The 12,505-nt window shown below is 75.3% G+C and carries 12 protein-coding genes; 6 read left to right on the forward strand and 6 right to left on the reverse strand.

The features are described from left to right. Window positions 1-30: 30 nt before the first annotated feature. Window positions 31-1,845 (reverse strand): AMP-dependent synthetase/ligase, encoded by a 1,815-nt coding sequence (locus PSD17_RS05850; RefSeq protein ID WP_013672350.1) that lies wholly within the window; start codon window positions 1,843-1,845, stop codon window positions 31-33. A 72-nt stretch (window positions 1,846-1,917) separates the two neighbouring features. Here PSD17_RS05850 and PSD17_RS05855 point away from each other — a divergent pair, with 72 nt between their 5' ends. From PSD17_RS05855 to PSD17_RS05865, 3 genes are read left to right on the forward strand one after another with little or no spacing between them, the layout of a single operon-like run. After that, on the forward strand, window positions 1,918-2,394 hold the full coding sequence (locus tag PSD17_RS05855) for a DUF4442 domain-containing protein (RefSeq protein ID WP_233899256.1): 477 nt from the start codon (window positions 1,918-1,920) through the stop codon (window positions 2,392-2,394). Window positions 2,395-2,405: 11 nt separating this feature from the next. Further along, complete coding sequence (locus PSD17_RS05860; RefSeq protein WP_013672352.1) at window positions 2,406-3,062, forward strand: NAD(P)H-binding protein; 657 nt, start codon at window positions 2,406-2,408, stop codon at window positions 3,060-3,062. Beyond that, entirely contained in the window at window positions 3,059-4,471 is a 1,413-nt protein-coding gene (locus PSD17_RS05865) for a dihydrolipoyl dehydrogenase family protein (protein ID WP_013672353.1), read from the forward strand. The genes PSD17_RS05860 and PSD17_RS05865 overlap by 4 nt, the downstream gene beginning before the upstream one ends. A gap of 20 nt (window positions 4,472-4,491) precedes the next feature. Here the strand turns inward: PSD17_RS05865 and PSD17_RS05870 are convergent, their stop codons facing one another. From PSD17_RS05870 to PSD17_RS05890, 5 genes are all read right to left on the reverse strand, one after another. Continuing rightward, the gene (locus PSD17_RS05870) at window positions 4,492-5,472 is read right to left on the reverse strand and encodes a copper resistance D family protein (RefSeq protein ID WP_103381477.1); all 981 of its coding nucleotides are present in this window, start codon (window positions 5,470-5,472) and stop codon (window positions 4,492-4,494) included. A 13-nt stretch (window positions 5,473-5,485) separates the two neighbouring features. Next, the gene (locus tag PSD17_RS05875; protein ID WP_013672355.1) at window positions 5,486-6,034 is read right to left on the reverse strand and encodes a copper resistance CopC family protein; all 549 of its coding nucleotides are present in this window, start codon (window positions 6,032-6,034) and stop codon (window positions 5,486-5,488) included. Beyond that, window positions 6,031-6,807: a YcnI family copper-binding membrane protein gene (locus PSD17_RS05880; protein WP_339122029.1), complete on the reverse strand. Its 777-nt coding sequence runs from the start codon at window positions 6,805-6,807 to the stop codon at window positions 6,031-6,033. Before PSD17_RS05880 ends, PSD17_RS05875 begins: the two co-directional genes overlap by 4 nt. Before the next feature lie 67 nt (window positions 6,808-6,874). After that, complete coding sequence (locus PSD17_RS05885; RefSeq protein ID WP_013672357.1) at window positions 6,875-7,375, reverse strand: hypothetical protein; 501 nt, start codon at window positions 7,373-7,375, stop codon at window positions 6,875-6,877. A gap of 182 nt (window positions 7,376-7,557) precedes the next feature. After that, a complete protein-coding gene (locus tag PSD17_RS05890; protein WP_013672358.1) occupies window positions 7,558-8,265 on the reverse strand; it encodes a DUF6474 family protein in 708 nt (235 codons plus the stop codon). Between the two features lie 156 nt (window positions 8,266-8,421). On the opposite strand from PSD17_RS05890, the gene PSD17_RS05895 reads away from it, so the two are divergent. The 3 genes from PSD17_RS05895 (at window position 8,422) to PSD17_RS05905 (ending at window position 12,477) form a co-directional block, all read left to right on the forward strand. Further along, window positions 8,422-10,125: a TM0106 family RecB-like putative nuclease gene (locus tag PSD17_RS05895; RefSeq protein WP_339122113.1), complete on the forward strand. Its 1,704-nt coding sequence runs from the start codon at window positions 8,422-8,424 to the stop codon at window positions 10,123-10,125. A 132-nt stretch (window positions 10,126-10,257) separates the two neighbouring features. Next, window positions 10,258-11,559, forward strand: coding sequence for a UDP-glucose dehydrogenase family protein (locus PSD17_RS05900; protein ID WP_013672360.1), 1,302 nt, complete (start codon window positions 10,258-10,260; stop codon window positions 11,557-11,559). A gap of 366 nt (window positions 11,560-11,925) precedes the next feature. Beyond that, the gene (locus PSD17_RS05905) at window positions 11,926-12,477 is read left to right on the forward strand and encodes a methylated-DNA--[protein]-cysteine S-methyltransferase (RefSeq protein WP_339122032.1); all 552 of its coding nucleotides are present in this window, start codon (window positions 11,926-11,928) and stop codon (window positions 12,475-12,477) included. Window positions 12,478-12,505 lie beyond the last annotated feature (28 nt).

Genomic DNA, 12,505 nt, shown 5'->3' on the forward strand with positions numbered 1-12,505 from the left:
CAGGTCGAGGACACGCAGGTCGGCCGGGCGTCAGCTCTCGTAGAGGGCGTCCAGCGCGTCGCGGTGGAGCCGCTCGACGTCCTTGCGCCGGATTTTCATGCTCGGCGTCAGCTCGCCGTCGTCGACGGTGAGCTCGCGGTCGAGGATCGTGAACTTCTTGATCGTCTCCCAGCGGTTGAGCTTCGCGTTGAGCTCGTCGACGTAGCCCTGCACGAGTGCGTGCACCTCGGGCGACGCGACCAGCTCCGCGTGCTCGCGGCCCGCCAGCCCGTTGTTCGCGGCCCAGCCGCGCAGCGCGTCGGCGTCGAGGGTGAGCAGGGCCGTGCAGTAGTTGCGTCCGTCGCCGTGCACGACGGCCTGGCTGACGTACGGGCACACCGCCAGCAGCCGGCCCTCGATCGGCTGTGGCGCGACGTACTTGCCGCCGGAGGTCTTGAACAGGTCCTTCTTGCGGTCGGTGATCTTCAGGTAGCCGTCGGCGTCGAGCTCGCCGATGTCGCCGGTGTGCAGGAAGCCGTCGGCGTCGAGCGCCTCGGCGGTCTGGTCGGGCAGGTTGTGGTAGCCGGTCATGACGCTGGGGCTGCGCAGCAGGACCTCACCGTCGTCGGCGATCGTGATCTCCGTGCCGGGCAACGGGTGTCCGACCGTGCCGATCCGGTACCGGCTCAGCTCGTTGACCGCCCCGCCCGCCGCGTTCTCGGTCATCCCGTAGCCCTCGAGGATGAGGACGCCGGCTGCGTGGAACCAGTGCGCGAGGTCCGGGGCCAGTGCCGCGGAACCGGAGATGAAGAAGCGGACCCGGCCGCCGAAGCGGGCGCGGATCTTCGACAGGACCAGCGCGTCGGCCAGCCGGTGCTGCGCGGCGAGCAGCGGCGGCACGCGCCTGCCGGCCAGCTTCAGGTCGCTCACCTTGCGGCCCACCGACATCGCCCAGGTGAACAGCGTGGCCTTCGGCCCGCCCTCGGCGGCGATCGTGGTGACGATGCGGGCGTGCGCCTTCTCGAAGATGCGGGGTGCGGCGGCCATCATCGTCGGCCGCACGACCGCCATGTTCTCGACGATCCGGTCGACGCGCCCGTCGACCGCCGTGGTGAAGCCGATCGCGAGCTGTGCCGCGAGCAGGACCTTGCCGAACGAGTGGGCGAGCGGGAGCCACAGGTACTGCAGGTCGTCGGGACGGCACAGGTCGAGCTTGGTGAGCGCGTCGCCCTGATAGGTCCAGGCCTTCTGCGGCAGCCGCACTCCCTTCGGGCGGCCGGTTGTGCCGGAGGTGTAGATCAGCGTGGCCAGGTCGTCGGGGGAGATGCCGTCGATGCGGTCGGCCACGGCGTCGGGCGAGGTCTCGGTGAGCGCCCGGCCGCGGGCGGCGAGGTCGGTGACCGTGATCACCCAGTCGTCGTCGTCCTCGGGGGTGCCGTCGAGGAGCACGACGACGCCGACGTCGGGCAGCTCGTCGCGGTGCGCACGCAGCTTCGCGACCTGGGTCTCGTCCTCGGCGAACACGACGCGGCTGCCGGAGTCGGCCAGGATGAACGCGACGTCGGGCGCGCCCGTCGTCGGGTAGACGGTCGTGGTCGCCGCGCCCGCGCACATGATGGCGAGGTCGGCGACGATCCACTCGTAGCGGGTGCCGGCCATGATCGCGACGCGGTCGCCCGCCTCGACACCGAGCGCGATGAGCCCCGCCGCGAGCCGGCCGACGCGTTCGCCCGTCTCGCCCCAGGTGATCGCGCGCCAGGTGCCGTCGGACTCGGGGACGCGGAAGGCCTCGCGGTCGGCCGAGGCGTGGACCCGGTCGTGGAACATCCGGGCGACGCTCGGAGCGGCGGACGCCGTAGCGGTCATCTCCCGGCTCCCCTTATGTCCGTTTCGGTGGAGGGAACCTACCAGCCTTACCAGCCAGTAATATGCCGCCGTGTGAGCGACTTCGACTGGGTGGCCGACGCGCTGGACAGCGGCGTCCCGTGGGTGCACAGCAGCGGCGTCGTGGTCGACGAGGTCGAGGCGACGCGCGCGGTCTGCCGGCTGCCCGACCGGCCCGAACTGCACAACCACGTCGGCGGCCCGCACGCGGCGATGATCTTCGGGCTGGCCGAGACGGCGTCGGGCGCGGTCGGGCTCGCCGCCTTCGGCGCGACGGCCGAGCGAGCGGTGCCGCTCGTCGTCACCTCGACGATCCACTACCGCGCGCTGGCGAGGGGCCCGCTGACGGCCGAGGCGGTACTCGCGCGCCCGGCCGCCGAGGTGCTGGCCGAGCTGGACGCGGGCACGCGCCCGGAGTTCACCGTCGACGTCACGGTCCGTGACGGCCAGGGGAAGGACTGCGCGACCGTCACGGTGGTGTGGACGCTCAAGCCGGTGCGCGACCGCGCGTCCGCGCCGCAGGGGGACTAGCGTCGCGCGCCGTGCGCATCGTGATCGCCGGAGGGCATGGACAGATCGCGTTGCGGCTGGCGACGTTGCTGGCCGCGCGTGGTGACGAGGTCGTGGGCGTGGTGCGCAACCCCGCCCACGTCGACGACGTGGCGGCCGCCGGTGCCTCGGCCGTCGTGCTCGATCTCGAACGGGCGGACGCCGACGAGCTCGCCGGGCACCTGACCGGCGCCGACGCGGTCGTCTTCGCCGCGGGCGCCGGCCCGGGCAGCGGCGCCGCGCGCAAGGACACCGTCGACCGGGCCGCGGCCACGCTGCTGGCCGACGCCGCCTCCCGCGCCGGGGTACGGCGCTACCTGCTCGTCTCGGCGATGGGCCTCGACGCCGAGCCCGATCCAGGGCGCGGTGAGGTGTGGGTCGCGTACCTGCGTGCCAAGAAGGCCGCCGAGGACGCCCTGCGGGCCACCGACCTGGAGTGGACGATCCTGCGGCCCGGCCGGCTGACCGACGACGCCGGCACCGGCAAGGTCACGCTCGGACCGAGCGTGGGGTACGGCGAGGTGACACGCGACGACACCGCCGCGGTGCTGGCCGCACTGCTCGACACCGCCGCGAGCGCCGGGTCGGTGCTGGAGGTCGTCGGCGGCGACGTCCCGATCGCCGATGCCGTCGCGGCGGCCGTCCGATGACCGCCGGGGCCGACGAGTTCGACGTCGTCGTCATCGGGGCCGGTCCGACGGGCGAGAACGCCGCCGACTACGCCGTCCGTAACGGGCTGACTGCCGCCCTGGTCGAGGCCGAGCGCGTCGGCGGCGAGTGCTCGTACTGGGCGTGCATCCCGTCCAAGGCGCTGCTGCGTACCGGACAGGCCGTCGCCGCGGCCCGGCGGCTGCCCGGGGTGCGGGCCGACCTGGACCCGGCCGCGGTGCTCGCCCGCCGCGACGAGTTCGTCCACGACCTCGACGACGCGAGCCAGGTCGAGTGGGCCGAGGGCGCGGGCATCACCGTCGTCCGCGGCACCGGACGGCTCGACGGCGAGCGGGCCGTCCGGGTCGGTGACCGGGTGCTGCGGGCCCGGCACGCCGTCGTCGTCGCGACGGGCAGCGTCCCGGTCCGGCCGCCCGTCGAGGGGCTGGACTCCGTGCGCACCTGGGGTTCCCGGGAGGCCACGAACGCGTCGGAGGTGCCCGCACGGTTCGGGGTGCTGGGCGGCGGGGTCGTCGGCTGCGAGCTGGCGCAGGCGTTCTGCCGGCTCGGGTCGCGGGTCACGCTCGTCGACGTCGGGTCGCGGTTGTTGCCCGCCGCCGAGCCCGCCGCCGGCGAGCGGGTCGCGGCCGCGATGCGGGAGGAGGGCATCGACGTCCGGCTCGGCCAGGGTCTCGACGCCGTCTCGCCCGGCCCCGGCGGCGCCGTCGTCCTGCACCTCGGGGGCGAGCGCGTCGAGGTCGACGCGCTGCTCGTCGCCACCGGCAGGCGGCCCAACACCGGCGACCTCGGCGTCGACACGGTCGGCCTCGAACCCGGCAAGCCGCTGGCCGTGGACGACTCCGGGCTGGTCGACGGGGTCGAGGGCGGCTGGCTCTACGCCGCGGGCGACGTCACCGGCCGGGCTCCCTTGACGCACATGGGGAAGTACGCGGCGCGGATCGTCGGCGCCGCGATCGCCGCCCGCGCGCAGGGCGCGCCGCTCGACACCGGGCCGTGGGGCGAGCACTCCGCGACGGCCGACCACGCCGCCGTCCCGCAGGTCGTGTTCACCGACCCGGAGGTCGCGTCGGTCGGGCTGACCGCCGCGCGCGCCCGCGACGCGGGCCTCCCGGTGCGCGTCGTCGAGATCGACATCGCCGTCGCCGGGTCGTCGCTGCATGCCGACGGCTACTCCGGCAGCGCGACGATGGTCGTCGACACCGAGCGGGAGGTGCTCGTCGGCGCCACGTTCGTCGGGCAGGACGTCGCGGAGCTGGTGCACGCCGCCACGGTCGCCGTGGTCGGGGAGGTGCCGCTGGCGCGGCTGTGGCACGCGGTCCCGTCGTTCCCGACGATCAGCGAGGTCTGGCTGCGGCTGCTGGAGACCTACCGCTCGAACGCGGCGGGCTGATCGCCACTCACCGCAGGCGTTCACGCCGTCTGGGTCAGTGCCGCGGCGACGCCGATGGCCATGGCCATCACCGTCACCTCCACCGCGGCCCACCTCAGCACCGGGAGCCGTCCGGTGGCGAGCCGGACCCGGGCGGCGTTGCCGAGCACCGCGAGCACCGCGAGCAGCACGACCTTGGCGACGACCAGCCAGCCGTAGCCCGTCGTGAACAGGGCGCCGAGCCCGGGCAGGCGCAGCAGCGCGTTCAGCACCCCGGTGACGCCGACGCCGACGATGCAGAACGTCGCGAGCCGGGAGAACCGCGGCAGCACCGGATCGAGCAGCGCGCGCCGCCCGCCGAGGAACACCAGCACGGCGCCGAGCCCGCCGACCCACGCCGACGCGGCCGCGACGTGCAGCGCCGACATGATGACCGCCAGCTCGTGGTCGGACGCGGTGCCCGCGTGGCCCGTCACCGCCGGGGTGAGCAGGCCGAGCAGTGCCGCGACGAGCGCCGCGCGCGGCGGGACGGCGTCGGCGCGCAGCAGCCGGGCGGTCGCGCAGCCGACGACGACCAGCACGCATGCCGCCGTCAGGACGAGCCCGCGGCCCGACGCCAGCGACGTCGCCCAGTGCACGAGCTCGCCGCCACCGAGAGCGCCGACCGGCACGTCGTAGGCGTCGGCGGCCCGGAAGGCGATGTCGCACAACACGACCACCACCCACACGCCGCCGACGACGACGATCGAACGGTCGAGCCGCCGGTCGAGGGTCTCGTGGTCGCGCTCCGCGACCCCCGTGGTGCGCAGCAGCGCCGAGAGCAGGCCCATCCCGACGCAGGCGATCCCGGCCACGTCCATGGCGGACCGGGTCACCTCCGTGGCGATCCGCAGTGGGAACGTCGAGCTGCTCAGGGCGTCGGCCAGCACGCCCGCGACCACGGCGACGGCGACCGCGAGGCCGGCCCACAACACCGGCAGCAACCGGGACGTGGAGCCGGACCTCGCGGCCGCCCTGTTCATCGGCTGCCGCTCCTCAGCTGCGGCCCAGCCGCAGCGCGAGCGCGACGCCGCCGGCGACCAGCACGACGGCGCCGACGATCCACGGCCACACCGGCGCCCCACCTGACCCGCTGTCGCCGCCCGGCGCGGCGTCGGCGGCCTGCGGCGCGTTCGCGATCGGCACACCCTTGCCCGGACCGGGCCGGGTGAGCGTGAACGACACGCTGCCCTGGACGGGGTGCCCGTCGTCGGACACCACGCGGTAGCCGATCTCGTACCGGCCGGCCGGCCCGAGCGGCATGACGCCGGTCGTCACCGAGTCGTTGGCCGCGGTGACCTGCCCCTGCTGGTAGGCGAGGTGGTCGGGGCCGATGACGGTCACGGTGTTGAAGCCGGCCTGCATGCTGTCGCTGAAGTGGATCGTGACGCTGCTCGGCCCGGTGGCGAGGCTCGCCCCGTCGGGCGGGTCGCTGCCCTCGAGCTGGGCGTGCGCCGACGCCGGGCCGGCCCCGAGGAACAGCGCCAGCCCGGCCGCGACCAGCACGGCGACCGCGCGGCTCGCCAGCCGTGCCGCGCGGCTCACTGAGTCGTCACCTTCTCCTCCTTCGCCGCGGCCGAGCCGCCGGTGCGCGACTTCGGACGGCGGCTGCGCAGGACCGCGCCGCCGCCGAGTCCGAGCCCCAGGGCTCCGAGCAGCAGGCCGATGCCGCCGAGCCAGCGGGCCGTCGTGTCGGTCGTCCCCGCGGAGGAGCCGTCGGTGCCACCGGCGGCCGCCGCGTCGTGGCCGCCGTGCCCGCCGCCCGTCGCGGGGGTCAGCGTGATGCTGGGCGCCGGGTGGTCGGGCTCCGCCGCCCCGGGCTGCTGGATCTCGTTCCAGTTGACGACGGAGCCGTCGTCGTAGGTCTGCGTCGCCGGGAACACGAGGCCGGTCGTGTCGTCGGGCAGCGGGCCGACCGAGAGCGGGAAGTCCATGTACTGACCGGGCCCGATGCGGGTGCCGGGCTGTGCGGTCCAGGTCACCGTCGTCACGGCCTGGGTGATCGTGGCGCCGTCGCGCTGGATCGGCTGCGGCAGGGTGCCCTTGGTGACGGTGGCGGTCCAGCCGGGCTGTGGCGTCGTGCGCGCCGAGGTGAGCGGGTGGTCGGTCGGGAAGCTCACCTCGAGCTTGACGGTGCCCGCGGTGTCGGACTCGGTGGGCACCCGGAAGTTGATCACGGTGTAGCCGCCCTGCTGGGCCGTGCTCGGCTGGGCGGTGACGTGCGCGAGTGCCGGGGAGGCCGCGGCGAGCGCCACTCCGGCGGCGACCGCGGCGACGACGCCGCCGCGAAGGGCGGTACGGCGCAGTGAACTGAACATGGGTAGGGGTCTCCGATGAGGAAGCCACCGCGACAGGAGGCGGTGGTGAGGTGTGGTGAAGGTCGGCTCACACCCGGATCGGTGGACCACGACGGGCCAGCGGGCCCAGCAGCGCCCGGGCCGCGTCGCCGAGGACGGCGGGCGACGGGACCGCGAGGGTCGGCAGCGGCCGGTCGGCCGCGGGGGGAGTCAGGCGCCGGGGCAGGACGCGCCCGAGCCAGCCGAGCAGGACCGCGAGCACCTGGTCGGCGTCGCGGATGAGCAGGCCGGTCGCGATCGTGGCGACGACGTGCATCCCGAGCATCGAGGGCCGGCCGCCGGTGGCGGCCTGGTGGTGCCCGAGGACGTCCATGGTCTGGTGCATCGCCAACTGGCCCGCGGCGAGCACCGCGAGCATCCCGACGATGCCGCGGCAGGCGTCGGCCAGCGCGATGATCAGGGCCGCGATCAGGGGGAACAGCGCGACGAGCAGGCCGAGGTCGGGAACCGTGCCGCCGCCCGCGACGTGCCCGAGACCGGTGATCAGCGCACTCGCGGAGGCGACGGCGACACCGCGCGCGCTCCGCATCCCGGGGCCGTGTCCCGCGCGGTCACGGCGCACGCCGCGGGAACCGCGGTGCGACCGCGGCGTACGCGGGACCGCGGCACGGGTCCCGTGGCCGCGCCTCACGGGTCCACACGGTAGCCGCCGGCCTCGACGGGGCGGCACCCACGGCCCGGGGGGCGTCGGGGGTGAGGCGACGGCCGCCGTCAGACGCGCACGCCGAGTTGCGTGAGCAGCTCGTCCTCGATGCGGTCCAGCTCGCAGGCGACCGCCCGGAACGCCGTCCTGCGCCGTGCCGTCGGCATCTGCTCCGCGGCGCGCACGGCGACCGACAGGTCCGCGAGCCGCGGCTCGGTGTCGGCGGCGAACCGCCGGCCGGGCCCGGTGGTCTGCGCGTCGCCGTCGGACTTCAGCTCCGGCAACGCCTCGGCGATCCGCGAGATCCGGGCGTGCAGGGCCCCGCCGCGGCCCGTGTAGGCACCCAGCCGGTCGGCCGGCACGCCGAGCTTGCGGGCGCGGTACTCGTCCCACTGCGCACGGGCCGCACCCGCCGCGGCGAGCGCGTACGGCGCGAGCAGCGGTGCCACCACCTTGCCGACCGCGATCGCGCGCCCGACCTTCGCCGGGGCCGTCGAGGTGGCGGTGGCGATGGCGTTGACCGCGGTGTCCTGTGCCGACCCGACGCGGCGCCCGGTCTTCTTCGCCGCCTTCTCGGTCTTCTTCTCGGCGGCGGCGAGCGCCTTGGCCGTCTTCACCTCGGCGTCGGTGGTCTTCTTCAACGCCTTCACCCGGGCCTTCTCGAGCATCGCGGCCTGCTCGGCGGCCTGCTCGGCCGCCTTCGCCTCGGCCTTCGCGGCCTTCCGGAGGGCCTTCGCCTCCGCGCGGGTGCTGCCGGCCCTGCGGCGCAGTGCCATTCGTCCTCCTCGTGCCCGGGTGCCCCCGCCGGCCCGGGTCGCGGCCCGGATCGAGGTCACCTTAGAGGCCGGACGCGCCGGTGGCAGGCGCAGAGGCTGTCGGTGGTGGTCTCTACCCTCGGGTGTGTGACGGTGAACGAGACCCCGCCTGCCTCGATGCGGGAGCGCACGCCCGCCATCGGAACCGGCGGCGCGGCCGTCACGGGCGTCTCTCTCGACGCCGCGGTCACCACCCGGTGCCGCCGTCGGGTGCACCTCGACCACGACCCGACGGTGGCCGACGCGCCCCGCGCCCTGCCCGATCCCTCGCTGGAGCAGCGCCGGGCCGACGCGCAGGCGCACCGGGACCGGATCGGGGCGCTGCTCGCGGCCGAGCACCCGTCGCTGTGGGCCGTCGTGCCCGCCGACGGCGCCGCCAGGGAACGGGCCGAGGCCACCGCCGTCGCGGTCGCCGCCGACGCCGGGCTGATCTGGAACGCCCAGCTCCCGCGCGACGTCGCGGGCGGGCGACGCGGCGGGGCCGAGCTGCTGGTCAGGGTGCCGGGCGGCGGCTACGTGCCGGTCCTCGTCGTGCGGCACCGCGTCACCGACCCGGGCCAGGGTGCGCTCACCACGCCCGTCCTCGCGCCGTTCCCCGGTGCGGCGCGCGCCGACGCCACCCGCAAGGTCCGCTCCCAGCCGCGCGACCTGCTGCGGCTGGCCCACCTCACGCGGATGCTGCGTGCCGCCGGATGGGCGCCGTCCGTCGAGAACGCGGCCGCGGCGCTCGGTGGCGTCGTCGGGCTCGACGGCGACGTCGTGGTCTGGCACGACCTCGCGGCCGAGCACTGGCCCGGCGGGCGCAGCACCATGGTGGAGTACGACGCGCGGTTCGCCGACCGGATCAGCGTCGCCACCGCTGCGGTCACCGGCGGGCCGGCGCTCGCGCTGCCGTCCCGGGTCACCGAGTGCCGGCGTTGTCCCTGGTGGCCGACGTGCGAGGCCGCCCTGGCCGACGGGCAGGACGTGAGCCTCGTCGTGCGCGGCGAGTCGGCGGTCGCGCTGCGCACGGTCGGCGTGTTCACCGTGGCCCAGCTGGCCGCGCTCGATCCGGCGCAGGAGCCGCCGGTCCCGTTGCCGGGCCTCGCCTTCCCCGACACGATCGCGCTCGCCAGGGCGTGGCTGCGTGGCATGTCCGTGGTCCGGCGCGTCCCGGCCGTGCCGGTCCCGCGGGCCGACGTCGAGGTCGACGTCGACATGGAGAGCTTCGGCGAGGCGGGCGCCTACATGTGGGGCGTGCTGCTCACCCACCCCGGCGGCCTGCGTGAGGGCGACGAGCCCGACGGCTACCGCGCCTTCGCCACGTGGGACCCGGTCCCGACGATCGACGAGGCGCGCTCCTTCGCGGAGTTCTGGTCCTGGATCACCGGGGTCCGCGACGCGGCCCTCGCGAGTGGTCGCACGTTCGCGGCGTACTGCTACAACGAGCAGGCCGAGAACCGGTGGCTGCTCGGCTCGGCCGAGCGGTTCGCGGGTATGCCGGGCATCCCGGCCGTCGAGCAGGTGCAGGAGTTCATCGACGCGGACTCGTGGGTCGACCTGTTCGCCGTCGTCAACGACTGGTTCCTCTGCGCGCACGGCAAGGGGCTCAAGCGGATCGCCCCGGCCGCTGGGTTCGCGTGGCGCGACGCGGAGGCGGGCGGTGAGAACTCGATGCGCTGGTACCGCGACGCCGTCGGGCTCGACGGCAACCCGCCCGACCCGGCACAGCGCGCCCGGCTGCTCGAGTACAACGAGGACGACGTCGCCGCCACCCGTGCGCTGCGGGAGTGGATGACGTCCCCGGCGATCGACGACGTCCCGCTGGCGGCCGACCTCTAGCAACGCCGTCGGCGGCGGTGGCCGCCGGGGGTTCACGCACGCGCCGCGCGGGCGCCCGCCCGGCGTTCACCCGGGTGCCTCCGACGGCGGCGACGATCGGCTCGTCCGGTCCGTCGTCGCGAGGAGCTCCCCGTGTTCGCTCGCCGCATCGCCGTCGTCGGAGCCGGGTACGTCGGCCTCACCACCGCCGCGTGCCTGGCCTCCCTGGGACACCACGTCGTCTGCGCCGACATCGACGCCGCCAAGGTCGACCGGCTGCGTGCGGGCGAGGTCGGCATCCTCGAGCCCGGCCTGCACGACCTCGTCGCCGAGGGGACGGCCGCGGGCCGGCTGCAGTTCTGCGTCGGCGCCGGTGCGGCCGTCGCGCGGCCCGATCTCCCGCCCGTCGAGGTGCTGTTCCTCTGCGTGCCGACGCCGATGGGTGCCGGCGGGGGTGCCGACCTCGCCGCGGTCGAGGCCGTGGCCGCCGAGGTGCGGCACCTGCTGCCGGCGGGCTGCGTCGTCGTCACGAAGTCGACCGTGCCCGTCGGGACCGCCGAGGCGACGCGGAAGCTGTTGCGGCGCAGGGACGTCGCCGTCGTGAGCAATCCCGAGTTCCTGCGCGAGGGCAGCGCGGTGCACGACTTCCTCAACCCGGACCGGATCGTCGTCGGGTCCGACCAGCAGGACGCGGCCGAACGGGTCGCCGCGCTGTACGCCCGGCTCGGGGCCCCGACCGTGCTCACCGACGCCGCGAGCGCCGAGATGGTCAAGTACGCCGCCAACGCCTTCCTCGCGATCAAGCTCTCCTACGTCAACGCGCTCGCCGAGCTGTGCGACGTGCTCGGCGCCGACGTCGCCGACGTGACCGAGGGGATGGGTCACGACCGGCGCATCGGTTCCGCGTTCCTCTCGCCGGGGCCCGGTTGGGGCGGGTCGTGCCTGCCGAAGGACACCCGCGCGCTGGTCCAGGTCGCCGCCGCGGTGGGGGTGGACGTGCCGCTGGTCAGCGCGGGGATCGCGGCCAACGAACGGCAGCGCGACCTGATGGTCGCCAAGATCGGCGAGGCGGTCGGCACGCTCGACGGTGCCCGGATCGGGTTGCTCGGGTTGACGTTCAAGGCGGGCACCGACGACCTGCGCGACTCACCGGCACTCGCGGTGGCGCGGCTGCTGTCCGACGCCGGCGCCGAGCTCACCGGCTACGACCCCGGCTGCCCCGCCGCCGTTCCGGGCAGCACCGACGACGTCCACGTCGTCGACGACCCGATGCGGGCGGCCAAGGACGCCGACGCGCTCGTCGTCCTGACCGAGTGGCCCGAGTTCCGGCAGCTCGACTGGACGGCGCTGGGTGGGGTCGTCGGCCGGCGGATCGTCGTCGACACGCGCAACCTGCTCGACCCGGACGTGGTGCGCCGCGCGGGTTTCTCCTGGATCGGCGTGGGTCGGCGCTGAACCGCACACCCCGGGGCAGGGCGCCGGACAGGGCGCCGAGGCCGCACCGCTCCCGGCGCTCTACCCGGCCGAGGAGTACCAGCAGCGGTATCTGGCCGAGGTGCCCAACGGCGACTGCGGCACGGTCGGCACCGGCGTGCCGTGCCGGCCGGGCGCGGGCGTCGCGGCGAGCGGGAGGGGAGTGACCGGGCCGGACTGTCGGTCGCCGCGGGTAGCCTCGTGACACCCGGCTCGTGGCCCTCGGGGCCCGGGCGGAGCCGCCGCCCGGGCCGCCGTCGCTGGGGAACGACATATGGACCAACGACGCTGCGCCGAACGGGTCACCGCGTTCGTCACACTCTTCCCCCGAGGGGGTGAACGGCTGCCGTGTCGCTCGCGTGGACGACCATCCCGGCTCCCGGGCCGATCCGGGCGCTGACCTGCGCGGTCGCCGACGACGGCGCGCTGGCCCACGTCGGCTGGGGTCCGCACCCGGACCTGCTGGTCGCGCTGGCCCGGACGCTGGGCGAGGACGTCGTCGTCGACGAGGGGCGCACCCGGGACGCGGCCACCCAGCTCGCCGAGTACCTCGACGGCCGGCGACGCGTCTTCGACCTGCAGGTCGACTGGCGGAGCATGCACGGCTCCCGGCTGACCGTGCTGCGCACCCTGCACGAGCGGGTCCCCTACGGGCACGTCGTCGGCTACGGGGAGCTGGCCGACATGTCCGGGGCGTTCGACGCGAGCTGGACCGCCGCCCGGGGCGTCGGTTCGATCATGGGCTCCAACCCGGTGCCGCTCGTCGTGCCGTGCCACCGCGTGCTGGCCTCGGCCGGGGGCAGGAAGCTGTCGCTCGGCGGGTTCGGCGGGGGCCTGCCCGCCAAGGAGTGGCTGCTCGCGCTGGAAGGCGTCCTCACCCCGGCGTTCGACCTGGGCTGAGGGCTCCACACACGAACGAGCGGCGGGG

The organism is Pseudonocardia sp. D17 (assembly GCF_036984265.1).
Taxonomy (GTDB): domain Bacteria; phylum Actinomycetota; class Actinomycetes; order Mycobacteriales; family Pseudonocardiaceae; genus Pseudonocardia; species Pseudonocardia benzenivorans.